This is a genomic window from Luteimonas salinilitoris (assembly GCF_041300785.1).
Taxonomy (GTDB): Bacteria; Pseudomonadota; Gammaproteobacteria; order Xanthomonadales; family Xanthomonadaceae; genus Luteimonas; species Luteimonas salinilitoris.
Map to the genome: position 1 here is coordinate 158,407 of NZ_JBFWIB010000002.1, position 24,477 is coordinate 182,883.

At 69.5% G+C, this 24,477-nt stretch carries 19 protein-coding genes; 9 read left to right on the plus strand and 10 right to left on the minus strand.

Annotated features, from left to right (window positions below; translation table 11 throughout):
* Positions 1-71: 71 nt before the first annotated feature.
* From AB5T46_RS04055 to AB5T46_RS04080, 6 genes are all read left to right on the plus strand, one after another.
* Positions 72-3,077, plus strand: a complete 3,006-nt coding sequence (locus AB5T46_RS04055) for a TonB-dependent receptor (RefSeq protein ID WP_370562577.1) — start codon at positions 72-74, stop codon at positions 3,075-3,077.
* Between the two features lie 80 nt (positions 3,078-3,157).
* Positions 3,158-4,870, plus strand: coding sequence for a glucoamylase family protein (locus AB5T46_RS04060; protein WP_370562578.1), 1,713 nt, complete (start codon positions 3,158-3,160; stop codon positions 4,868-4,870).
* Between the two features lie 204 nt (positions 4,871-5,074).
* On the plus strand, positions 5,075-6,364 hold the full coding sequence (locus AB5T46_RS04065; protein ID WP_370563093.1) for a sugar ABC transporter substrate-binding protein: 1,290 nt from the start codon (positions 5,075-5,077) through the stop codon (positions 6,362-6,364).
* Positions 6,365-6,436: 72 nt separating this feature from the next.
* Positions 6,437-7,315 (plus strand): carbohydrate ABC transporter permease, encoded by an 879-nt coding sequence (locus AB5T46_RS04070; RefSeq protein ID WP_370562579.1) that lies wholly within the window; start codon positions 6,437-6,439, stop codon positions 7,313-7,315.
* Positions 7,312-8,148, plus strand: a complete 837-nt coding sequence (locus AB5T46_RS04075) for a carbohydrate ABC transporter permease (protein ID WP_370562580.1) — start codon at positions 7,312-7,314, stop codon at positions 8,146-8,148. Before AB5T46_RS04070 ends, AB5T46_RS04075 begins: the two co-directional genes overlap by 4 nt.
* Before the next feature lie 210 nt (positions 8,149-8,358).
* Positions 8,359-9,039, plus strand: a complete 681-nt coding sequence (locus AB5T46_RS04080; RefSeq protein WP_370562581.1) for a hypothetical protein — start codon at positions 8,359-8,361, stop codon at positions 9,037-9,039.
* A 94-nt stretch (positions 9,040-9,133) separates the two neighbouring features.
* Here AB5T46_RS04080 and eda read toward each other — a convergent pair whose 3' ends face one another.
* The 6 genes from eda to AB5T46_RS04110 all read right to left on the minus strand — a co-directional run bounded on the left by eda (position 9,134) and on the right by AB5T46_RS04110 (position 16,532).
* Positions 9,134-9,796 (minus strand): bifunctional 4-hydroxy-2-oxoglutarate aldolase/2-dehydro-3-deoxy-phosphogluconate aldolase, encoded by a 663-nt coding sequence (gene eda, locus AB5T46_RS04085; protein ID WP_370562582.1) that lies wholly within the window; start codon positions 9,794-9,796, stop codon positions 9,134-9,136.
* Between the two features lie 185 nt (positions 9,797-9,981).
* On the minus strand, positions 9,982-11,901 hold the full coding sequence (edd, locus tag AB5T46_RS04090; protein ID WP_370562583.1) for a phosphogluconate dehydratase: 1,920 nt from the start codon (positions 11,899-11,901) through the stop codon (positions 9,982-9,984).
* 67 nt (positions 11,902-11,968) lie between these two features.
* On the minus strand, positions 11,969-12,661 hold the full coding sequence (gene pgl / locus AB5T46_RS04095) for a 6-phosphogluconolactonase (RefSeq protein ID WP_370563094.1): 693 nt from the start codon (positions 12,659-12,661) through the stop codon (positions 11,969-11,971).
* A gap of 53 nt (positions 12,662-12,714) precedes the next feature.
* Positions 12,715-13,716, minus strand: a complete 1,002-nt coding sequence (gene glk, locus AB5T46_RS04100; protein ID WP_370562584.1) for a glucokinase — start codon at positions 13,714-13,716, stop codon at positions 12,715-12,717.
* Entirely contained in the window at positions 13,713-15,137 is a 1,425-nt protein-coding gene (zwf, locus tag AB5T46_RS04105) for a glucose-6-phosphate dehydrogenase (RefSeq protein ID WP_370562585.1), read from the minus strand. Before zwf ends, glk begins: the two co-directional genes overlap by 4 nt.
* Positions 15,138-15,161: 24 nt before the next feature.
* The gene (locus AB5T46_RS04110; RefSeq protein ID WP_370562586.1) at positions 15,162-16,532 is read right to left on the minus strand and encodes a GH1 family beta-glucosidase; all 1,371 of its coding nucleotides are present in this window, start codon (positions 16,530-16,532) and stop codon (positions 15,162-15,164) included.
* A 151-nt stretch (positions 16,533-16,683) separates the two neighbouring features.
* On the opposite strand from AB5T46_RS04110, the gene AB5T46_RS04115 reads away from it, so the two are divergent.
* The 3 genes from AB5T46_RS04115 (at position 16,684) to AB5T46_RS04125 (ending at position 20,294) form a co-directional block, all read left to right on the plus strand.
* Positions 16,684-17,769, plus strand: coding sequence for an ABC transporter ATP-binding protein (locus AB5T46_RS04115; protein WP_370562587.1), 1,086 nt, complete (start codon positions 16,684-16,686; stop codon positions 17,767-17,769).
* Positions 17,770-17,994: 225 nt separating this feature from the next.
* Complete coding sequence (locus AB5T46_RS04120) at positions 17,995-19,560, plus strand: fumarate hydratase (RefSeq protein WP_370562588.1); 1,566 nt, start codon at positions 17,995-17,997, stop codon at positions 19,558-19,560.
* Between the two features lie 98 nt (positions 19,561-19,658).
* Positions 19,659-20,294, plus strand: coding sequence for a glutathione S-transferase family protein (locus tag AB5T46_RS04125; RefSeq protein ID WP_370562589.1), 636 nt, complete (start codon positions 19,659-19,661; stop codon positions 20,292-20,294).
* Positions 20,295-20,303: 9 nt separating this feature from the next.
* On the opposite strand, the gene AB5T46_RS04130 is transcribed toward AB5T46_RS04125, so the two are convergent.
* From AB5T46_RS04130 to AB5T46_RS04145, 4 genes are all read right to left on the minus strand, one after another.
* Complete coding sequence (locus AB5T46_RS04130) at positions 20,304-22,103, minus strand: ABC transporter transmembrane domain-containing protein (RefSeq protein WP_370562590.1); 1,800 nt, start codon at positions 22,101-22,103, stop codon at positions 20,304-20,306.
* Positions 22,104-22,181: 78 nt separating this feature from the next.
* Entirely contained in the window at positions 22,182-22,775 is a 594-nt protein-coding gene (locus tag AB5T46_RS04135; RefSeq protein ID WP_370562591.1) for an IMPACT family protein, read from the minus strand.
* A complete protein-coding gene (locus tag AB5T46_RS04140; protein ID WP_370562592.1) occupies positions 22,772-23,839 on the minus strand; it encodes a hypothetical protein in 1,068 nt (355 codons plus the stop codon). Before AB5T46_RS04140 ends, AB5T46_RS04135 begins: the two co-directional genes overlap by 4 nt.
* Positions 23,836-24,405, minus strand: coding sequence for an RNA polymerase sigma factor (locus AB5T46_RS04145; protein WP_370562593.1), 570 nt, complete (start codon positions 24,403-24,405; stop codon positions 23,836-23,838). Before AB5T46_RS04145 ends, AB5T46_RS04140 begins: the two co-directional genes overlap by 4 nt.
* Positions 24,406-24,477 lie beyond the last annotated feature (72 nt).

A 24,477-nucleotide genomic window follows, 5' to 3' on the forward strand; every position in this document is an offset into this window, starting at 1 on the left:
GGTGGTGCGGATCCTCGGACCGCATGGATTGCAGAACAACAACCCCCCCTGGAGACTTCGAGGTTTTGTTGATGGCTGATGTACTTTCCCCCTCCCGTGCGGGCCGCGCGCCCGCCCGCAAACTGCTCTGTTGCGCCCTGGCATTCGGCTTGGCGCTCGCCGCCCCTGCCGCCCTGGCGCAGGCCACCTCCGCGACCCTGCGCGGCCGCGTCTCCGCAGACTCCGACCCGGCCGCGGGCGCGCAGGTCACCGCCACCAACGTCAACACCGGCCTCAGCCGGACCGTGCAATCCACGGCCGCGGGCGGCTACAACCTCGCCGGCCTGCCGCCGGGCACCTATCGCGTGCAGGTGACGGCCGACGGGCAGACCACGACCGAGACCGTGATCCTGCAGGTCGGGCAGACGGCCACCCTGAACCTCGGCGTCGGCGGCGTCGACGAGGCCGCCCCGGCACCCGAGGCGACCGACCTGGAGACGGTGGTGGTGACCGGCATCGCGCTGCCGGAGACTCGCACGTCCGAGATCGCGACCTACGTGACGCAGAAGCAGATCGAATCGTTGCCGCAGGGCACCCGCAACTTCCTCGCGTTCGCCGATACGGTGCCGGGGGTCCAGTTCATCCAGGACGCCAACGGCAACACCCGCCTGCGCTCCGGCAGCCAGGCCGCGAGCGCCGTCAACGTGTTCATCGACGGCGTCGGCCAGAAGAGCTACACGCTGCCCGGCGGCGTGGCGGGGCAGGATTCCACGCGCGGCAACCCGTTCCCGCAATCGGCGATCGGCGAATACAAGGTCATCACCCAGAACTATAAGGCCGAGTTCGACCAGATCAGCAGTGCCGCGGTCGTGGCGGCGACGCGTTCCGGTACCAACGAGTTCGAAGGCAACTTCTTCTGGGACCGGACCTCGTCCGACTGGCGCAAGATGACGCCCGCGGAAGAAGAGGACGGCGAGAAGGTCGACTCCAAGGAGGAGCAGTACGGCGTCTCGCTGGCCGGGCCGATCATCCGCGACCGGCTGCACTTCTTCGTCGCCTATGAGGCCAAGGACTACGTGACGCCGAGGACCGTGGAACTGGGCGAGGAGGGCCGCTACGATGTCGACGACGTGCCCGACGACCTGCTGGCGCAGCTGGGGCCCGCGAATTCGCCGTTCCAGCAGGACATGTACTTCGGCAAGCTGAGCTGGTCGATCAACGACTCCAGCTTCCTCGAGTTCACCGCGCAGGTGCGCGAGGAAGACGAGATCATCGGGGTCGGGGAAAGAAACGTGCCCGAGCGCGCCACCCTGAACGCGAATGAAGTGACACGCTACGACTTGCGCTATCAGTTCAACAGCGAGCGCTGGCTGAACGATGCGCACATCACGTTCGAGGATACTTCCTTCGCGCCGCATGGCGTAGTGGCCGCGCCCGGCTACGCGTTGCGGGTATCGGACCTGTCGACGCCGGGCGAACGGCTGCAGATAGGCGATATCCTCAACGCCGGCGGCAGTCCGAACAACCAGGACAAGGGCCAGCGCGGCTGGGGTTTCCAGGACGACCTGACCTTCTTCGGCTGGGAAGGACATACCCTGAAGATGGGCGTCAAGTACAAGAGCGTCGAAGTCGAGGCGGCCGAGCGCCATTTCTCGAACCCGATGTTCTATTACGACATCGGCCTCAGCACGGAGCAGCCGTATCGGGCCGAATTCGGCGCCGGCATTCCCGGGACCGCGGAAGGCTTCACCACCTCGAAGAACAAGCAGTTCGGCATCTACGTCCAGGACGACTGGGAGGTCAACGATCACCTGACCCTGAACCTCGGCCTGCGCTGGGACTACGAGGAGACCCCGACCTACGAGGACTACGTGACGCCGCCCGAGGTCGCCGCGGCGCTGCGCGCCTGGCCGAACCTGCAAGGGCCGAACATCGACTACGACATCGAGAATTATCTGAGCGACGGCAGCAATCGCAGTGCCTTCAAGGATGCATGGCAACCGCGGGTCGGATTTTCCTATGACGTCAATGCAGACGAACGTTTCGTGGTCTTCGGCGGCGCCGGCCGCGCCTACGACCGCAACCTGTTCGACTACTTGCAGATCGAGGTCAACCGGGCTTCCTTCGCCAGATACAACGCGTATTTCGTCGATGTCGACGGCGAGTGCAGGAACGCCGCGGGCTGCATCCCCTGGGACGAGGCATACCGTGATCCCGATGCGCTCCGGCAGCTCGCGCAGACATTGAACACCGGACGCGAGTGGTACCTCAACAACAATGACCTGAAGGTGCCGTACTCCGATCAGTTCAGCCTGGGCGTGCGCAACATCTTCGACATGTTCGGCCACGAGTGGAACAGCGAAGTGACGCTGTCGCACGTGCGCAGCCACGACGGCATCGTGTTCCGGCTTGGCAACCGCCGCGAGGATGGCAGCTTCTTCGCAGAGCCGGGCGACACCTCCGGCACGCCGTGGGGCTTCGCTTCGCCGGTCGGCACCATCCTGCTGGTCGACAACATGGCGGAGACGAAGACCAACTCGCTGCTGCTCAAGCTCGACAAGCCCTTCAGCGAGGACTCCGGCTGGGGCACGACGTTCGCCTACACCTATACCGACGGCGAGCAGAACATCGTGCCCGAGGGATGGCCGGAGATCTTCTCGCGGCCGGATACCGACCACATCGGCTGGCTGCCCGCGCGCAATGTCGCAGAGCACCGCTTCGTCGGCACGGCCATCTGGGATGGGCCATGGGGCGTCACCTGGTCGGGCAAGCTCACGCTGGAGAGCCCCAAGCGGCAGATTTCGGAGAACTGCCTTGCGGGGCCGAGCCTGTGCCAATGGGATTCCTTTACCCCCGACGGCACGATCGGACTAAAAAGATTCGACCTTGCGGCAACCAAGACCTGGGATACCGGCACCGATATCAACTTCTATGTCCGAGCCGATCTGCTCAACGTGTTCGACTGGCGCAATTGGAGAACTTTCGACGACTACTGGGGCGATGTCGAGGATGGACCCAATCCGAATCTCGGCGCCCACAGACTCGACATCTATGAGCCGCCGCGCTCGTTCAAACTCTCCTTCGGCGTGAACTGGTAAACCTTGCTCCGCCGGCCGCCCTCGCAAGCGGGCGGCCGATTTTTTAAACTGTCCGTGTAAACGATTACAGAAAGGTTGTCATGATACGAATCGGTCGACGCTGTTGGATTCCCGCCTGCCTGGCCCTGCTGGGCCTGGCGCTGCTCGGCGGCTGCAAGCGGGAGGCGCCCGAGGTCGAGCCGCCGCGTCCGGGGCCGATCGCGCAGGTGCAGGTGCCGGAACCCGAGCCGGAACCACGGCCGGAGGCCGAGCCGCAGGGGCCGCCGGAACTGCCGCCGCTGTTCCGCGACATCGAAAAGCGCACGTTCCAGTTCTTCTGGGACACCACCAACGAGCTGAACGGGCTGACGCCGGACCGTTTTCCCTCGCGTCCGTTCTCGTCGATCGCGGCGGTCGGCTTCGCGCTGACCGCGTACCCGATCGGACTGGAGAATGGCTGGATCAGCCGCGACCAGGCAGTGGAGCGCACGCTGACGACGTTGCGGTTCTTCCGCGACGCGGACATGGGCCCCGAGGCCGAGGGCCGCACCGGCTACAAGGGCTTCTACTACCACTTCATCGACATGGACGAGGGCCACCGCTACGAACCCTGGGTGGAATTGTCGAGCGTCGACACCGGCCTGCTGATGATGGGCGTGCTGTTCGCGCAGAGCTACTACGACGGCGACGACGAGCGCGAGCAGGAGATCCGCGAGATCGCCGACGAGCTGTACCGGCGCGTGGAGTGGCCGTGGCTGCAGCAGCGGCCGCCGCTGATCTCGATGGGCTGGTACCCGGGGCGCGGGTTCATCCAGCACGACTGGACCGGCTACGACGAGGCGATGCTGGTCTACATCCTGGCGCTGGGCTCGCCCACGCACCCGGTCGAGCCAGAGGCGTGGGAGGCGTGGACGCGCACCTACGAGGAGAGCTGGGGCGTGTTCCAGGGCCAGGAATACCTGAGCTTCGCGCCGCATTTCGGCCACCAGTACTCGCACACCTGGGTGGATTTCCGCGGTATCCGCGACGCCTACATGCGCGAGCGCGGGATCGACTATTTCGAGAACAGCCGCCGCGCGACCTACGCGCAACGCCAGTACGCGATCGAGAACCCGATGCGGTGGAAGGACTACGGCGAGAACGTGTGGGGACTGACCGCGAGCGACGGGCCGCAGCGCACCGACCAGGAGTACGAGGGCGAAGAGCGCGAGTTCCGCCACTACAGCGCGCGCGGCGCGGGCCTGCGCGTGGCCTTCGACGACGGCACCATCGCGCCCACGGCGGCGGTCGCATCGATCGCGTTCGCGCCGGAGATCGTGATCCCCGCCACCGAGGAGATGCACAACCGCTACGGCGAGCACCTGTTCTCCAGCTACGGCTTCCTCGATGCGATCAATCCCAGCTTCGGCTACGACGTGCCGCTCAAGACCGGGCGCATCGTGCCGGACCTGGGCTGGGTGGCCAGCGACTACATCTCCATCGACCAAGGGCCGATCCTGGCGATGATCGCCAACTACCGCAACGACTTCGTCTGGAAGGTCATGCGCAAGAACCCGTACATCCGCGAAGGCCTGCGCCGTGCCGGCTTCACCGGCGGCTGGCTGGAGGAGGCCGAGAAAGCCGAGAAGGCTGAGGAGGCGGAAGCGACGGCCGACGATTCCGCGGAGGAAGGGAGCGCCGAAGCCGGAGACGCGGCCGGCGACCGCCCGGATGAAGAAAAAGCGGAAGCGACGGCCGGCAAACGCCGGTCGGACGCATCGGCGGATCAGGAGGAAGGTGAAGCGGATGGTGGCGCGACGCGGCCGGTGCAGTAGGCTGGCGCGATGCAGAAGACCGCGGTCTACACCCGCTGCCACGCGCCGCTATCCGTCATGTGGGAGTGGCGGCGGCATGCCGCCGCCGGGAAGTCGAGACGCCTGCGCGCGCGCGAGCTCGCCGCTTCCCCGCCCGCAGGCGCACCGGCGTCGCGACTTCCGTCGCTTCCACAGAGGCTGCGGCGTCCGTCGCTCCCACAGGGGCTGCGGTTTCCGCCGGTTCCACGGGGACTAAGACTGCTCGTTCTTGGCTGCCTGGCGACGGTGCTGCTGGCCGGCTGTGCCCGCGGCACGGACGAGACCGTGATCCGGTTCTGGGCGATGGGCCGCGAGGCGGAGGTCGTGTCCGAGCTGATCGCCGACTTCGAGCGCGAAAATCCGGGGATCCGGGTGCGGGTGCAGCAGGTCCCATGGACCTCGGCGCACGAGAAGCTGTTGACTGCGTTCGCCGCCGATGCGCTGCCGGACATCTGCCAGCTCGGCAACACATGGGTGCCGGAGTTCGCGATACTGGATGCGCTCGAACCCCTGCAGCCTTACGTGGACGAATCGGAGGTGGTCGACCCGGACGACTATTTCCGGGGCATCTGGAACACCAACGTCATCGACGGCCAGCTGCTCGGGGTGCCCTGGTACGTGGATACGCGGCTGCTGTTCTACCGCAGGGACATCCTGGCCGCGGCCGGCTTCGACGCGCCGCCGCGCTCGTGGGAGGAGTGGGAGACGGCCATGGCCGCGGTCAAGCGCGAGGTCGGCCCGCGACGCTATGCCGCGATGCTGCCGCTCAACGAGTTCGAGCAGCTGCTGTCGCTGGGCCTGCAGCAGGACGATCCGTTGCTGCGCGACGACGATACGCGCGGCAACTTCCGCAGCGAGGGCTTCCGCCGCGCGCTGGCGTTCTACGTCAACATCTTCGAGCAGGGCTGGGCGCCGCCGATGTCGGAGACGCAGATCTCCAACGTCTGGGACGAATTCGGGAACGGCTTCTTCGCCTTCTACGTGTCCGGGCCCTGGAACATCCGCGAGTTCCGCAACCGGCTGCCGCCGGACGTCCAGGACGACTGGAGCACTGCGCCGCTGCCCGGCCCGGGCGGCCCGGGGGCCGGCATCGCCGGCGGTACCAGCCTGGTGCTGTTCCGGCAATCCGAGCGCAAGGACGCAAGCTGGAAGCTGGTCGAATTCCTGTCGCGTCCGGACATCCAGCAGCGCTTCCATGCGCTGATCGGCAACCTGCCGCCGCGGCGCAGCACCTGGGAGTATCCGGAGCTGCAGCAGGACGAATACGCGCAGGCCTTCCGCGACCAGCTGGAGCGGGTGAAGCCCACGCCCAAGGTGCTGGAGTGGGAGCGCATCATGCAGGAGATGCGCCTGGCCAGCGAACGCGTTGTGCGCGGCGGCATGTCGCAGGACGCGGCGGTGCGCCGGCTGGACGCGCGCGTCGACGCGCTGCTGGAGAAGCGCCGCTGGGTGCGCGAGCACGGGGCGGGGTTGTGAACGGCGAGCGTCCCGCAAATCCCCCCCAGCCCCAAGGGAGCGCGCGAGTGATCATGTCCGGGGCAGGCGACTGTGCGCGCTAGTCTCGCCGGCTGGCTGTTCGCCGCGCCGGCGCTGGTGGTGCTGGGCGTGTTCTTCGCCGTTCCGGTCGCGTCTGCGCTGCTGCTCAGCCTCACCGACTTCGATCTCTACGCGCTGGCCGACCTCGGCAACCTGCGCTTCGTCGCGTTGGACAACTACCTCGAACTGCTGCGCACGCCGCTGTTCTGGAAGTCGCTGGGCAACACCGCGTATTTCGTCGTCGTCGGCGTGCCGCTGTCGATCGCGGTGTCGCTGGGCGCGGCGCTGCTGCTCAACACCAGGGTCGCGCGCTTCAAGCCGCTGTTCCGCACCGCGCTGTTCGCGCCGGTGGTGACCACGCTGGTCGCGGTGGCGGTGATCTGGCGCTACCTGTTCCACACCAGCTACGGCCTGGTGAACTGGGCGCTCGGCCACGTCGGCATTTCGCCGGTGGACTGGCTGGGCGATCCGCGCTGGGCGATGCCGACCATCATCCTGTTCGCGGTGTGGAAGAACTTCGGCTACAACATGGTGATCTTCCTCGCCGGCCTGCAGGCGATCCCGCAGGACCTGTACGAGGCCGCGCGCATCGACGGCGCCTCGCGCTGGAAGCAGTTCCTGCATGTGACCCTGCCGATGCTGGGGCCGGTGCTGCTGGTGGTGGGGGTGATCACCATCTCCGGCTATTTCCAGCTGTTCGCCGAACCTTACGTGATGACCCGCGGCGATCCGCTGCAGAGCACGGTCAGCGTGCTGTACTTCATGTACGAGGAGGGCTTCATGTGGTGGAACCTGGGCCGCGCCTCGGCGGTGGCGTTCCTGCTGTTCCTGATCATCCTCGCGGTGACCACGGTGCTGCTGCGCTTCGGCCGCCGCAGGCGGATGGTATGAACCGCGACGTCGGCACCAGCCGTCTTTCCGTGTTCGCCGTCAACGGTGCGTTGGTGGCGCTGGCATTGGTCGCGCTGGCGCCGCTGGCGTGGATGCTGTCGGTCTCGTTCATGCCGCAGGGCGAGGCCAGCGGGTTCCCGCCGCCGCTGCTGCCTTCGGCGCTCACCGCCGGCAACTACGAGGCGCTGTTCGCACGCGCCGGCATGGGGCGCTATTTCGTCAACAGCCTGGTCGTGTCCGGGGCGATCACCCTGGGCGCGTTGCTGGTGAACACCCTGGCCGGCTACGCCTTCGCCAAGCTGCGCTTCCGCGGTCGCGAGCGGATCTTCCGGCTGCTGCTGGCGGCGCTGGTGATCCCGGCGCAGGTGGCGATGCTGCCGTTGTTCCTGATGATGAAGGGCCTCGGCCTGGTCAACAGTTTCGGCGCGGTGATCGTCCCGGCGCTGGCGACGGTGTTCGGCATCTTCCTGGTGCGGCAGTACGCGCGCTCGATCCCGGACGAACTGCTGGAGGCGGCGCGGATCGACGGCGCCGGGGAACTGCGGATCTTCTTCCGCATCGTGCTGCCGATGCTCAAGCCGGTGCTGGTCACGCTGACCATCTTCACCTTCATGGCGGCCTGGAACGATTTCATGTGGCCGTTGATCGTGCTGACGGACCAGGACAACTACACCCTGCCGGTCGCCATCGCCGCGCTGTCGCGCGAACACGTGCAGGACGTCGAACTGATGATGGCCGGCGCGGTGGTCACCGTGGTCCCGGTGCTGCTGCTGTTCCTGCTGCTGCAGCGGTATTACATCCAGGGTCTGCTGCTGGGGAGCGTCAAGGGATGATGGTGGGTGCGATTGTCCGTAGGAGCGCCCCATGGGCGCGATACCGCGGGTATTCGGTGGCACGCGCGCCATTCCGGGGATGGTCCACAACGGCGCGCGGATCGATTTCGTCCCGCAACTGTCGACACCCGCGGCATCGCGCCCATGGGGCGCTCCTACGGACACGATTGCTGCGTTAACCTGCGGCGGACCGTCCGGAGCCGTCCGCGCATGTCCCGTTCCCCGATTCCCCTCTGGCCCGTTCCGCTCGCGATCGCGGTCACCCTGGTGGTGGCGGCGCACTCGGCGTGGTGGCTGTCGGTGCAGGCCGGGTACGTCCCGTTCTGCGTGCCCTACCTGGAAGGCTGCACCTCGATCAGCCGCGCGGCGCGGCACGGGTTGGGCAACCACGTGTTCCGGCTGCTGGTGCTGCCGTGCGCATTGCTGGTCGGCATCCACTGGTGGCTGGCGGCGCGCTGGCTGCGCGAGCGCGCCGGGACGTCGGCGGGAATCGCCGGGATGGGCGTGATCGGGGCGGTGGCGCTGGCGGTCTACGCCGCCTTTCTCGGCAGCGAGGGCGAGATGTACCGGTTCCTGCGCCGCTACGGCGTGATCGTCTATTTCGGCTGCAGCTATCTGGCGCAGCTGCTGTTCCTGCGGTTGGCGCGCCGGTCGGGCGGGCTGGACCGCCTCACGGGAACGACGATGCTGACGGTCTGCGTGGCGATGCTGGTGCTGGGGATCACCAACGTCGTCGCCACCGCGCTGGTGGGCGGCACCGAGCTGCAGGACCGGCTGGAGAACGTGCTGGAATGGCACCTGGGGGTGCTGCTGGTGGCCTGGTTCCTGGCGCACGCGTGGCTGTGGCGGCGCGAGGGCTATGCACTGGCGACGCATTTCCGGCGCCCGTAGAGCGGAGCTTGCTCCGCTGGATCGGCTCCGGGGTCGGAACCGGTTCGGAGCGACCCCGGAGTCGGAGCAGCCGAGCAAGCTCGGCTCTACGGTTTCAATCCCGGCCGCGTACGCCTTCGACGATGATGGCGGCCTTGGCGGCGCTGGCGGTGATCTTGTCGAACTCGCCGGCGTCGATCCATGCCTTCGGCACCATCCACGAGCCGCCGATGCAGACCACGTTCGGCTGCGCGAGGTAGTCCGCGGCGTCGTGCTCGCCGATGCCGCCGGTGGGGCACAGCTTCAGCCCGGCGAGCGGCCCGGCCAGGCCCTTGAGCATCGCCAGGCCGCCGACCGCGCTGGCGGGAAACAGCTTGCAGACGCGGAAGCCGCGCGCCATCAGCGCCAGCAGCTCGGTCGGGGTGGCGGCGCCCGGCACCACCGGCAGCGGCGCCAGCGCCAGCGCGTCGGCCAGCGCCGGCGGCGTACCGGGCGTGACCAGGAAGTCGGCGCCGGCGTCGATCGACTGCCGGACCTGCGCCTCGTCGAGCACGGTGCCGGCGCCGATGATGATGTCCGGCAGCTCGTTCTTCAGCGCCGCCAGGGTTTCCAGCGCCGCCGGGGTGCGCAGCGTCAGTTCCAGCGTGCGCAGGCCGCCGGACAGCAGCGCCTCGGCGATGCGGCGGCCCTGGTCGATGCTGTCGACGGTGATCACCGGCAGGATCCCGGCGGTGCGCAGCAGGTGTTCGGCTTCGGCTTGGTGCTGGTCGATGGTCATGGCAGTCCGTTGGGAGCGAGAAACGAGTGGAGAGGAACGAGAAACGAGAGGTTTGAAGCCAAAAGCGAGGAACGAGAGAAAGAAGCGGAGGAGTAGGAGCGAGAAACGAGAGGTGGGAGCGACGAGACGAGGAACCGCGCAGTCGCCCTTACTCGTTCCTCGTTCCTCGTTTCTCGTTCCTAGCGTCAAGCGTCCTTCGACGCATGCGGCGCCGCCGCGGCTTCGGCGCTCTCGCCGAGCTCGTACTCGGCGTCGTATTCCCACCAGTTGGCGCCGTCGTGCTGCGGCGGGCCGCAGGAGATCGAGAGCGCGCCCTGGTCGGCGCGGCCGACGACTTCGCGGTTGACCGCGAACAGGTTGCGGCCGATGTCCCAGGCCGGCGGCGTGGTGTTGGCCTGCAGCGGCCGCGCGTCCCATTCGGCTGCATCGACCAGCGCCTCCAGCGTGCCGCCTTCACCGTCGAGACGGATGAGATCGCCGTCGCGCAGGCGCGCCAGTGGGCCGCCGTGCGCCGCTTCCGGAGTGATGTGGATGGCGGCCGGGATCTTGCCGGAGGCGCCGGACAGGCGCCCGTCGGTGACCAATGCCACGCGATGCCCGCGGTTCTGCAGCATGCCCAGCAGCGGCGCCAGCGAGTGCAGCTCCGGCATGCCGTTGGCGCGCGGACCCTGGTAGCGCACCACGGCGACGAAATCGTGCGGCAGCGCGCCGGCCTTGTGCAGCCTGTTCAGTGCCTGCGGCGTGTCGACCACGACCGCCGGGGCCTCGATGTGCCGGAATTCCGGCTTCACCGCCGACAGCTTGATCAGCGCGCTGCCGAGATTGCCGCGCAGCAGGCGCAGGCCGCCCTGCGCCTCGAACGGCGCGGCGACCGGCCGCACCACCGATTCGTCGGCGCTCGTCGCCACGCCCGGCGCGTAGCCGAGCGCGCCGTCGGCGATGCGGGGCTCGTCGCAATAGGCGCGCATGCCGCCCGGCACGACCGTGGGAATGTCCTCGTGCATCAGGCCGGCGTCGAGCAGTTCGCGGAACAAGTAGGCGATGCCGCCGGCCGCGGCGAAGCGGTTCACGTCCGCCTCGCCGTTGGGATACACGCGCGCCAGCAGCGGCACGATCTGCGACAGCGCGTCCATGTCGTCCCAGGTCAGCACGATGCCGGCGGCGCGCGCCACCGCGATCCAGTGGATGGTGTGGTTGGTGGAGCCGCCGGTCGCCATCAACGCGACCAGGGCGTTGACGATCGCGCGCTCGTCGATCATCCGCCCGATCGGGCGGTAGTCGGCGCCGAGCGCGGTGATGCGCAGCGCGCGCTCGACCGCGGCGCGGGTGAGCGCATCGCGCAGCGGCGTGCCGGGATTGACGAACGACGAGCCCGGGAGCTGCACGCCCATCGCCTCCAGCAGCACCTGGTTGGAGTTGGCGGTGCCGTAGAAGGTGCAGGTGCCGGGCGAATGGTAGGAGCCGGCCTCGGCTTCCAGCAGTTCCTCGCGCGTCGCCTCGCCGGCGGCGTAGCGCTCGCGCACCTCGGCCTTCTGCTTGTTGGGGATGCCGGGAGGCATCGGCCCGCCGGGCACGAACACCGACGGCAGGTGGCCGAAGGCCAGCGCGCCGATCAGCAGGCCGGGCACGATCTTGTCGCAGATGCCCAGGTACACGGCGCTGTCGAACATGTCGTGCGACAGCGAGATCGCGGTCGCCTGCGCGATCACGTCGCGCGAGAACAGCGAAAGCTCCATGCCGGCACGGCCCTGGGTGACGCCGTCGCACATCGCCGGCACGCCGCCGGCGACCTGGGCGGTGGCGCCGAGCGCGCGCGCCGTCTCGCGGATCAGCTCCGGGTAGTTCTCGTACGGGTGGTGCGCCGAGAGCATGTCGTTGTAGGCGGTGACGATGCCCAGGTTGGGCGTGGCCTCGCCGCGCAGGCGCGACTTGTCGGTCGGGCCGCAGGCGGCGAAGCCGTGGGCGAGGTTGGCGCAGCTCAAGTGGCCGCGCAGCGGCCCGGCGGCGTGCATCGCCTCGATGCCATCGAGATAGGCGCGTCGCGAGTCGCGGCTGCGCTCGCGGATGCGTTCGGTGATGTCGTGGAAGCGGGGATGCAGGGTCATGGGGATCGCTGTGCGGAGGTCGGTTTGATCGTGTTGCGGCTCCCGTAGGAGCGCTCACGGCATCAGCTCATGGGCACCAGTGCACATGCAAGGGTGCGCCCGGCGTGGTGAAGGCGATGCGTGCGGGATACTCGTACGGGTCGTCGCCGTCGAGCACGCGGTCGAGCAGGTCGCGCTTCTTCTGTCCGCGGATCAGCAGCAGGCGGGTGTGTGCGGGGCGCAACCCGGCCGGGGTCAGGCTGATGCGCCGCAGCCATTTTCCGGCTCCGGCACAGCCGCTGGCATCGACCGCGACATAGGCGGCGGAAGTGTCCAGCGCCAGGTCGAGATCGCGCATGCGTGGGAACAGCGAGGCCGTGTGTCCGTCCTCGCCCATGCCCAGCACCACGACGTCGGTCGGTTGCCGGGCATGCATGTTGGCGGTGGCGACCGCTTCCTCGATGCCGCGACCGGGGCGGGTCAGCGTTTCGAAGCGGGCCGCGGCGCCGTTGCGCTGAAGCAACGATTCCCGGACCAGGCGGGCATTGCTGTCCGGGTCGTCGGGCAGCAGCCAGCGCTCGTCGACCAGGGCGACGTCGATGTGCTGCCAGTCGAGCGGCGCCTTCGACAGCGCGATATAGACCGCGGTCGGCGTGGTGCCGCCCGACAGCAGCAGGCGCGCCCGCGCCTTTCCCTGCAGGCTGCGGGCGAGCGCCGAGGAGATCGACACTGCCGCGCCCCAGACCCACTGCGTCACTGAATCGTAGACATGGAGTCGCACCGGCGAACCCTCCGCCGCCGTGGATTCCTCGATGACCGGCGGGCGCTCGTCGCTCACGCCGCGTGCTCCCGCGGGGACATGCGGCCGGCGAGGGCGGCGGCGCCGAGCAGCCCGGCATGCGGATGCAGCACCGCCACCGACGGCACCCGCGCCATGTTCGAGGAGAACCGGCCCTTGTGCTCGAAGCGCTGGCGGAATCCGGAGTGGCGCAGCTCCTCGAGCATCTTCGGCACCAGGCCGCCGGTCAGGAATACGCCGTCCCAAGCGCCGAGGGTGAGCGCGAGATCGCCGGCGATGGCGCCGAACACCGCGCAGAACACGTCGACCGTGCGCATGCTGCGCGGATCGCCCGCGCGCGCGCGCAGGGTGATATCGACCGGCTGTACCGGTCCCGGATCCTCGCCGGCGATCTCCGACAGCGCGCGGTAGATGTTGACCAGTCCGGGTCCGCAGATCAGGCGTTCGTTGGAGACCCGGCCGAACTGCCGCGATAGGTGGTCGAGGATCGCCAGTTCCTCGGGCGTGCCCGGCGGGAAGCTGACGTGGCCGCCCTCGGTTTCCAGCGGATGGTGGCGACCGTCGCGGATCAGCAGCCCGCCGACGCCGAGGCCGGTGCCGGGGCCGATCACCGCATAGGTGCAGTCGCCGCCGCCGTCGTGCGGGCGCCAGGGCGCGCCGCCGACCAGGGCGACGTCGCCGGCGCGCAGCAGCGGGATCGCCATCGACTGCGCGGTGAAATCGTTGATCAGCACCGCCTGCCCGAGCCCGAGCTGCGTACGCAGGCGGGTGCGCGAGATCACCCAGGGATGGTTGGTGATGCGCGCCTCGTCGTCCTCGACCCGGCCGGCGACGGCGAACACGCCGTCGCGCGCTTCGGCGCCGGTCTGCTCCAGGTAATGCCGCGCGGCGTCCGCCAGCGAGGGGAACTCGGTGACCGCGTACTCGCGGATGCTGTCGTCCAGCAGCGGCATCGGCGCGGCCGTGTCCGCCAACGCGAAGCGCGCGTTGGTGCCGCCGATGTCGGCCAGCAGGACGTGGGCGGCGGTGGCGTTCATCCTTTGCGCTTCCCGTTGCCGGACAGCGTGGTCGGCAGGAAAGGCGCCGCGGCCGGCGGTCCCCAGGATCCGGCGGGATACGGCTGGGTGCCGACGCCGGCCTCGCGCCAGGCGTCGCTGACGCTGTCGATCCAACGCCATGCCGCCTCGACCTCGTCGTCGCGCACGAACAGCGTCTGGTCGCCCTTGAGCGCATCGATCATCAGCCGCTCGTAGGCGATCCGGCGCTTGGGCGTCGGCGACATGGTCAGGTCCAGCGACATCGGCTGCAGTTCGGTCGCGCCCCATTCGGGCGCCGCCAGGCTGCCCATCAGGCCGAGTTCGATGGTCTCCTGGGGCTGCAGGCGCATGCGCATGCGGTTGGGCGGGGCGCGCTCGGCGCTGGGGCGGTCGAACAGCCAGTGCGAGACCGGCCGGAACGACACCACCACCTCGGTGGCGCGCGCCGGCATCCGCTTGCCGGTGACCAGGCGGAACGGCACCCCCGACCAGCGCCAGTTGTCGATCCAGGCGCGCAGCGCGACGAAGGTGCCGACGTCGCTCTCGTGCTGGAAGCCCTTCACCGCGACGCCGTCGACCACGCCGTCGCCGTAGCGGCCGCGCACGCTGTCGCGGGCGGCGTCGGCGGCGGTCATCGGACGCAGGGCGCGCAGCACCTTGCGTTTCTCGTCGCGGATGCTGTCGGCGTCGATCTCCGAGGGCGGTTCCATCGCGATGAGGGCGAGCAGCTGCAGCATGTGGTTCTGCACCATGTCGCGCAGCGCGCCGTAGCCGGCGTAGTAGCCCTCGCGCCCGTCGACGCCGGCGGTCTCGGCGACGATGATGTCGACCGATTCGATCCAGCGCCGTTCCCACACCGCCTCGAGCAGGGTGTTGCCGAAGCGCAGCGCCAGCAGGTTCTGCACCGGCGCCTTGCCCAGGTAATGGTCGATGCGGAAGATGCGCGACTCGTCGAGGCTGGCGCGCAGCGTGGCGTTGATCGCGCGCGCCGAGGCGAGATCGTGGCCGATGGGCTTTTCCAGCACCAGCCGCGAGGGATCCTCGAGCAGGCCGGCGGCCTTCAGGCCGAGGCAGGCGGGCGCGAACAGGTCGGGTGGCGTCGACAGGTAGCTCACCGCGGCGCGGTCGGCATAGCGCGACAGCGCCGCTTTCATCGCGTCGGCGTCGTTGAGATCGATCGAGTGATAGACGATGCGTTGCAGCAGGTCATCGAGCGCCGCGTTGTCGCCGCGTTCGCCGTCGTCCATGCGCTCGCGCAACCAGGTGCGGAAGCCGTCGTCGTCGTGCTCGCTGCGTCCGATCGCGACCACGCGGAAGGACGCCGGCAGCAGTCGATCGCGCAACAGGTGGAGCAGCGAAGGGAACAGGTAGCGTTGGGCGAGGTCGCCGGTGGCGCCGAACAACAGCAGGGTGTCGTGCATCGCTACTCCGAGGGGGGGGTGATCTCAGTCCGGCAGGGGATCGGCCAGGTGCCTGCCGTGGCTGGCGATCATGCGGCCATACCAGAGCGCACTGTCCTTCGGGGTGCGCTGCTGGCTATCGTAATTTACATGAACAATACCAAAGCGCTTGGAATAGCCCAATGACCATTCCAGGTTGTCCAGCAGCGACCAGACCATATAGCCACGCACATCGACCCCGGCCTCGATCGCATCGTGGATCGCCCGCAGGTGCTTGCGCAGGTAATCGATGCGCAGCGGATCGCGGATCCGGCCTTCCTCGGCCACCGGTGGATCGAAGAACGCAGCGCCGTTCTCCGTGATGTAGACCGGGATGTCGCCATAGGTGTTCTTGAACCAGAGCAGCAGGTCGGTGAGTCCCTGGGGGAATACCTCCCAACCGGTTTCGGAATAGGTGCCCAGCGGTTGCCGCACCGCGCCGGCATTGAGCGGATAGCTGTCGTCGGCGCGGGTGACGCTGCGGGTGTAGTAGTTGATGCCGACGAAGTCGAGCGGCTGCCGGATCAGGTCGAAATCGGCGTCCGGCCACTGCGGCCAGGCATCGCCGAAGATCTCCCGCAACCGGTCCGGGTAGCGCCCCAGCAGTGCCGGGTGCAGGTACTGCTCGTTCATGTACGCATGCGCGCGATCCACCGCCGCCGCGTCCGCGGCCGAGTCGCTGGCCGGGTACTTCGGCTCGATGTTCACCACCAGGCCGATCTCGTGGGCGCCTTCGGCGCGGTACGCCTGCACCGCGGCGCCGTGCGCGCGCATCAGGTTGTGCGAGGCGATCGGCGCTTCGTACCTGCTGCGGTGCCCGGGCGCCAGTGCGCCGTGCAGGTAGCCGCCGTCGGTGACCACCCATGGCTCGTTCAGCGTCACCCACTTCTTCACCCGGCCGTCGAGGGCGCGATAGAGCACGCTGCCGTATTCGGCGAACCAGTCGGCGCTGTCGCGGTTGAGCCAGCCGCCGCGGTCGTCGAGCGCCGCCGGCAAGTCCCAGTGATAGAGCGTCAGCAGCGGCTCGATGCCGTTCTCCAGCAACGCATCGACCAGGCGCGAGTAGAAATCGAGGCCGGCCTGGTTCACCCGGCCGGTGCCTTCGGGCAGGATCCGCGACCAGGACACGCTGAACCGGTAGGCCTTGAGGCCGAGTTCGCGCATCAGCGCGACGTCGTCCTGCCAGCGCCGGTAGTGATCACAGGCAACGTCGCCGGTATCGCCGTTGAGGATCATCCCTGGCGTGTGGGCGAACCGGGTCCAGATGCTCGGCCCGGCGCCGTCGGCGAGCGGCGAGCCCTCGATCTGGTGGGCGGCGGTGGCCGCGCCCCACAGGAACCCTTGCGGAAACTGGAAATCCTTGCCCGGTTCATTCATCGACTGAAGTCCTCATTGCTGCGGTACAAGCGCGTGTAAACGATTACATGGCAGAATACCGCAAGCATCGGGCCAGTGTAATGTCCGGTGCCGCAGAACGAGCGCGGCGCATTCGCATGCAGCCGGGTCGGTGCAGGCGAGTGGAGGGAACGTGGCCAGAGTGCAGTTGCAGGGGGTACGGAAGGTCTATCCGGACGGCTTCGTCGCCGTGCACGGCGCCAGTTTCGAGGTCGCCGACGGCGAGCTGTTGGTGCTGGTTGGCCCGTCGGGCTGCGGCAAATCGACCCTGCTGCGGATGATCGCCGGGCTGGAGTCGATCACCGCCGGCAGCCTGCGCATCGGCGAGCGCGTGGTCAACGACGTCGCGCCCAAGGATCGCGACATCGCCATGGTGTTCCAGAGCTACGCGCTGTACCCGCACATGACGGTGGCCGAGAACCTCGCCTTCGGATTGAAGCTGCGCGGCCACGACAAGGCGGCGATCGGCGAACGCGTGGCCGAGGCGGCGAAGACGCTGGAGCTCGATGCGCTGCTCGAGCGGCGGCCGGCCGCGCTGTCCGGCGGCCAGCGCCAGCGCGTGGCGCTGGGCAGGGCGCTGGTGCGGCACCCGCAGGTGTTCCTGCTCGACGAGCCGCTGTCCAACCTCGACGCCAAGCTGCGGATGTCGATGCGGGTGGAGATCGCGCGCCTGCACCGGCGCCTGGGCGCCACCATGGTCTACGTCACCCACGACCAGATCGAGGCGATGACGCTCGGCCAGCGCATCGTGGTGCTCGACGGCGGCGAGATCCAGCAGATCGACACCCCGATGGCGCTGTACGAAAAACCCGCCAATCTGTTCGTGGCCACGTTCCTCGGCAGCCCGGCGATGAATGTGCTGCGTGGGACCCTGGTGCGCGAGGACGGCCTGGCGTTGGCGCTCGGCGACGGTGCGCGGCTGCCGCTGGACGGCGACGGCGTGCCGGAGGCGTGGCTTGGCAGTGAGGTCGACGTGGGCATCCGCCCCGAGGACCTGCGGCGCGACACCGGCGCGGGCGCGGCCTTCGCGCCGACGGTGGAGGTGGTGGAGCCGGTCGGCAACGAGGTCTTCGTCAACCTGCAGCAGGGGCCATTCGCGCTGATCGCGCGGCTCCCGCCCGGCGAACTGCCGGAGCCGGGCGCGCGGCTGCCGCTGCGCGCCGCGGCCGGACGGCTGCACGTGTTCGACCCGGGCAGCGGCGAGCGACTGCCGGGCTGACGCCCCGCGCCGCACGCGCAGCCCGCATCGTGTTCACCACCGTAGGAGCGCGCCATGCGCGCGATACCGCGGGCAGTTCGCCGCCACGGGATTCCGGACACCAACGCGCCTTCCGGCTCGCGCAGGAGCCGCCGATGGTCGGCTTCGGACGCGCCCGCGGTATCGCGCGCATGGCGCGCTCCTACGGATGAGCCGAAGGCGGACGGCGGTGGGCGGTGCTGTAAAATGGCGACTGCAGACGCCACCCCACAGGCAGCCGTGACCACCACCGCAACCGTCGTCCGCCAGGACGATTTCATCCAGAGCGTCGCCGACGCCCTGCAGTACATCAGCTACTACCATCCCGTCGACTACATCCGGAATCTCGCCGCCGCCTGGGAGCGCGAGGAGAGCCCGGCGGCGAAGGACGCGATCGCGCAGATCCTGATCAACTCGCGCATGTGCGCCGAGGGCCACCGGCCGATCTGCCAGGACACCGGCATCGTCACCGTGTTCCTGAAGGTCGGCATGGACGTGCGCTGGGACGCGACCATGGGCGTCGAGGAAATGGTCAACGAAGGCGTGCGCCGCGCCTACAACCACCCCGACAACAAGCTGCGCGCCTCGGTGCTGGCCGATCCGGCCGGCCGCCGCCGCAACACCGGCGACAACACGCCGGCGGTGGTGAACATGTCGGTGGTGCCCGGCAACACCGTGGACGTGATCGTCGCCGCCAAGGGCGGCGGCTCCGAGGCCAAGTCGAAGTTCGCGATGCTCAACCCGTCGGACTCGATCGTCGACTGGGTGCTGAAGACGGTGCCGGCCATGGGCGCCGGCTGGTGCCCGCCGGGAATGCTCGGCATCGGCATCGGCGGCACCGCCGAGAAGGCGATGCTGCTGGCGAAGGAAGCGCTGATGGAGCCGATCGACATCGTCGACCTGAAGGCGCGCGGCCCGTCGAACCGGATCGAGGAGCTGCGTCTGGAACTCTTCGACAAGGTCAACGCGCTCGGCATCGGCGCACAGGGCCTCGGCGGCCTGACCACGGTGCTCGACATCAAGATCCGCGACTACCCGACCCACGCCGCCAACCTGCCGGTGGCGATGATCCCGAACTGCGCGGCCACCCGCCACGCGCACTTCGTGCTCGACGGCTCCGGCCCGGTGGCGCTGGAGCCGCCGTCGCTGGAGGACTGGCCGCGGCTGACCTACGACGCGTCCAAGGGCCGGCGCGTCGATCTCGATACGGTCACCCACGAGGAGGTCGCCGGCTGGAAGCCCGGCGACGTGCTGCTGCTCAACGGCAGACTGCTGACCGGCCGCGACGCGGCGCACAAGCGCATGGTGGAGATGCTCGATCGCGGCGAGACGCTGCCGGTCGATTTCGCCGGGCGTTTCATCTACTACGTCGGCCCGGTTGATCCGGTGCGCGACGAAGTGGTTGGCCCGGCCGGTCCGACCACGGCGACGCGCATGGACAAGTTCACCCGGCAGATGCTGGAGCAGACCGGCCTGCTGGGCATGGTCGGCAAGGCCGAGCGCGGGCCGGCGGCGATCGAGGCGATCCGCGACCACCGCGCGGTGTACCTGATGGCGGTCGGCGGTTCGGCCTATCTCGTCTCCAAGGCGATCCGCGCCGCGCGCGTGGTCGCGTTCGAGGACCTTGGCATGGAGGCGATCTACGAGTTCGAGGTCAGGGACATGCCGGTGACCGTAGCCGTCGACTCCATCGGCGAGTCCGTGCACATCACCGGCCCGCGCGAATGGCAGGCGCGGATCGGCGGCATTCCGGTAGTGATCGAGGCGGCCTGAGCCACGCCTGCGGCCGCTGCTTCCGGTCCGGACGCCGTTCCGGAGGCGATACGGGAGCGCGGGCATAATCCGTGTTCCTTCCCCAAGGCGAAGATCCGATGGCCGCAACCCTCTACTACGCCCCCAGCACCGCCGCCCTGGTGGTGCACTGGCTGCTGATCGAACTGCAGGTGCCGCACGAACTGCATGCGCTCGATTTCGACCGGCGCGAGCAGAAGTCGCCCGAATACCTCGGGCTCAATCCTGCCGGCGTGGTGCCGACCCTGGTGCTCGACGGCGAGGTGCTGACCGAATCGGCCTCGATCGTCCTGCACCTGGCCGACCTGCACCCGCAAGCCCAACTGGCGCCGGTGCCGGGCACGGTGGAGCGCGCGCGCTACTACCGCTGGATCTGCTTCTGCGCCAATACCCTGCTGCCGGCCTACCGCGCCTGGTTCTACCCGAACGAGCCCGCCGGCGAGGCCGCCCAGGTGAACGCGAAGGCGTACGCGCGCGAACGCATCGAATCGGCATGGCAGCGCGTTGCCGGCCATCTCGAGGGCGGCGGCCCGTATCTGCTGGGCGAACGCCTGTCGGCCGCCGACTTCCTGCTCACCATGCTGATGCGCTGGTCGCGCAACATGCCGCGTCCCAGCGATGAATGGCCGGCGCTGCGCACGCATGCGCAGCGGATGAAGGCGCGGCCGGCCTTCCAGGAGACCTGCCGTCGCGAGGGCATCACCGACTGGCTTTGAATGTCCGCTTCAGCCCAGGAACTGCAGCCGCGCCAGGTCCGCGTACAGGCCGCCCTGCGCCAGCAGTTCTTCATGGGTGCCCTCGGCGACGATGCGGCCCTGGTCCATCACCACGATGCGGTCGGCCTTGAGCACGGTGGCCAGGCGATGGGCGATGACCAGGGTGGTGCGGCCCTGCATCAGGTTCTCGAGCGCGTGCTGCACCGCGCGTTCGCTCTGCGCGTCGAGCGCCGAGGTGGCCTCGTCCAGCAGCAGGATCGGCGCGTCGCGCAGCAGCGCCCGGGCGATGACCACGCGCTGCTGCTGGCCGCCGGACAGGCGCGCGCCGCGTTCGCCCAGCTGTTCGTCGTAGCCCTGGGGCAGGGCGGCGATGAAGGCGTGCGCCTCGGCGGACGCCGCCGCGTCCTCGACCTCGGCATCGCTCGCCTCCAGCCGTCCGTAGCGGATGTTGTCGCGGGCGCTGGCGGCGAAGATCGTCGGCTGCTGCGGCACCAGCGCGATGTGGTCGCGCAGTTCGACCGGATCGAGCGCGCGCACGTCGACGCCGTCGACGCGCACCGCGCCGGCCTGCGGATCGTGAAAGCGCAGCAGCAGCGCGAACACGGTGCTTTTCCCGGCGCCGGAGGGTCCGACCAGGGCGACGGTCTCGCCCGGCCGGACGTGCAGCGAGAATCCCTCCAGCGCCGGTGCGTCCGCGCGCGCCGGATAGTGGAAGGTCACCTGGTCGAATTGCAGCTCGCCGCGCACCCGGGTCGGCAATGCCTGTGCGTGTTCGGGCGCCTGCAGCGTCGAGGTCTCGACCAGCAGCTCGTTGATCCGGCCCATGCCGCCGGCCGCGCGCTGCAGCTCGTTCCATACCTCGGCCAAAGCGCCGACCGAGCCGCCGCCGAGCAGCGCGTACAGCACGAACTGGCCCAGCGTGCCCGGGCTCAGCGTGCCGGCGGCGACGTCGTGCGCACCCGACCACAGCACGATGGTGATTGCGCCGAAGATCGCGGTGATCGCCACCGCGGTGACGATCGCCTGCACGCCGATGCGTTTGCGTGCGGTCGCCACCGAGCGCGCCACGGCCTCGGCGAAGCGGCCGCGCTCCCAGCCTTCGCGCGCATGCGCCTGCACGGTGCGGATCGCGCCGAGGGTCTCGGCGGCCAGGGTGTTGGCGTCGGCGACGCGGTCCTGCGCGCTGCGCGAGAGCTTCTGCAGCCGGCGTCCGCCGAGCACCAGCGGCAGCACGAACACCGGAATACCGACCAGGGTGTAGGCCGCCAGGCGCGGGCTGGTGACCACCAGCATCGTCATGCTGCCGAGCACCATCACCACGCTGCGCAGCGCCACCGACATGCCGGAACCGACCACGCTGCGCAGCAGCTCGGTGTCGGCGGACAGGCGCGAGACCAGCTCGCCGCTGCGGGTGCGTTCGTAGAACGACTGGTCGAGGCCGACCAGGTGGGCGTACAGGCGGGTGCGCAGGTCGGCGATCACGCGTTCGCCCAGCAGCGAGACGAAGAAGAACCGCGCAGCGGTCGCGATCGCCAGCGCCACCGCGACCAGGAACAGCAGCGCGAACGCGGCGTCGATGTTGCTGCCGCTGCCGAAGCCGCGGTCGATCATCATCCGCACCGCCACCGGCAGGCTGAGCGTGGCCGCGGACGAGGCCGCCAGCGCCAGCAGCCAGGCGACGAGCAGGCCGCGCTGGCGCAGCACGAACGGCCACAGGGTGCGCAGGGTGCCGACCGGCGCCTTCGCCTTGGCGTCATCGCCGCTCGCGGGCAGAGGGTGGGATGCGGATTCGGAGGAGGTGTCGGCCATCAGGTTCGGGGGAGGATTCCGGGAGCCGCGCCGGAGGCAGCCGATGCGGACGTGGAAGGGTCGAACCTGGGCGGGACGTCAGGTGCGGTCATTTTCGAAACGTACCCGGTTCCGTGTGGCGTCGCGCAGATGCGTTTTCAAGTCGTCGGCGCGCAGTTCGGGCAGGCGCAGGCGGAAACGCGCGCCGTCGGGAGCGAAGGCCTCGTCGAGTTTTTCCGCGGCGAACGCCTCCAGCGCCGCGTGGACCGCGCCGAGATCGTCGAAGCCGGCGTGCAGGGCGAGCTCCACCTGCGCCACCAGCGGGAGGCGTTCGGCCAGGCGCAGGCATTCGGCCGCCGCGCCGCCGTAGGCGCGCACCAGCCCTCCGGCCCCCAGCTTGATGCCGCCGAACCAGCGCGTGACCACCACCGCCACCCGGTCGAAGCCCTGGCCGTCGATGGCGGACAGGATCGGTCGTCCGGCGGTGCCGGCGGGCTCGCCGTCGTCGCCGGAGCGGTAGTCGCCGCCGATGCGCCAGGCCCAGCAGTTGTGACTCGCGTCGGCGATCGAGACTTCCTGCAGCCACGCCTGCGCGGCCGCGGCGGTCTCGATCGCGGTCGCCCGCGCCTGGAAACGGCTGTGCTTGATCTCGATCGCGTGCGAGGCGGGTGCGGCGAGCGTGTCCAGGCTCATTCCTCGAGCAGCCCGGACAGGTCCTCGGGCAGCTCGACGTCGGGATGGCGGCGATGGAACTCGCGCAGGCTTTCGCGCGCGGCTTCGTGTTCGCCCTCCTCGTGGAGTTCGCGAATGCGCGCCAGCCAGGCCTTGTAGACCTCCGGCGAGTCCGCGGTGGCCGGCGGTTCGTCGTCGAGCGGCTGATCGAGGAAGGGATCACGTTCTGGGTCCGCGGGCGGCGCTGCGGGCAGGCGAGTGCCGGTGACCGCGGTGCGTTCGCCCACATCGCGCTGCTGCGGCGTTGCGTCCGCGCCGGCGTGCGTGGCGGCACGCTGTTGCACGCGTCGGCGGCCGATCGCGGTCTCGACCGGCGGTGGCGACGGCACGAACGTCGGTTCGGCTGCGGACGGTGGTGGCGGTGGCGGTGCGGGCGACGCCGGCGCCGGCGACGGCGCATCAAGCACGATCGCGGATTCGCGCTGCCGTTCGCCCGCGCGGCGGGCGGCCATGTCCGTCTGTTCCTTCGCCTGGGTGGCCTCCGCCGCCTGCCGCGCGGCCTCCCGGGCGGAAGCGGCGTCCGTCTCCATCTCCGCGCCGGCGCGCCCGGCTGCGGCGCTCGCGGGCGTCGGCGGCGACTGCGGCGGGGACGGCGGCGCGAGTTCGCGGCGTTCCGGTGCGGCCTGCTGCGTCGCGATCGGCGGCTGCGTGGATGCGTCGCGCTGGTCGGCAGGCGTTGCCGGCGCGTCCATGATCGCTTGTGCAGCGGATTCGGCCGGGCGCGGTGGCGGGGCAACCGACAACGGCGCCTCGGAAACCGGCGGCGGCGCCTGCTGCGGAAGCGGCCGCAACTGCCAGGCGATGCCCACGGCCAGCGCCAGCGAGGCGGCGATCCCGAGGGTCGCGGGCCAGCGGCGGCGGCGCGGCCGCACCGAGGCCGACGGCGTTTCCGTCGCCGTTGCGCGCGCCGCCGCCAGGATCCGCGCGTCCAGCGCCGGCGACGGCTCCGCGCGCGGCGACGCCTGCGCCAGCCGCTCGGCGAGCGCGCGTTCCTCCGGGGTCAACGGGTCGCGATCTTGGGTCATGCGCCGAGTCTCGTCCGCAACTTGTCCATCGCGTAGCGCAGCCGCGATTTCACCGTCTCGCGGCCGACGCCGGTGATCGCTCCAATTTCTTCCAGGCTCAACTCCTGCTCCAGCCGCAGCATGATCACCTCGCGCTGCTCCTCGGGCAGCTCGTCCAGCGCCAGTTGCAGCCGCCGGCGCTGCTCGAACTCCGACAGGCTACGTTCCGGGGTGTCGTCGTCCGGTACACGCGCCACGCGGGCATCGGCATCGTCCGGCGCCGGCGGGCGGTGTCGCTGCGCGCGCCAGTGATCGTTGAGGCGGTTGCGCGCGATCCGGTACAGCCAGGTGGCGAACTGCGCTTCCGGCTTCCAGCGCGTGCGCGCTGCGATCACGCGCTGCCAGGTGTCCTGGAAGGCCTCATCGACCAGGGCGGCATCGCGCAGCTGCCGCAGCAGGAACCGGTACAGCCGGGTGCGGTGGCGCGCATACAGATGCTCGAACGCCACGGCGTCGCCACCGGCCCAGGCCAGCATCAGCGCTTCGTCGCTGGTTTCTTCGTGATCCTGGCGGGCGGCGTCGTTCACCGCCGGCAGGTTAAGCGCTGGCGGCAGACAGGTGAAGCCCGTCCGCGGCAGGCGTGGGATGCGGGCGTGCCG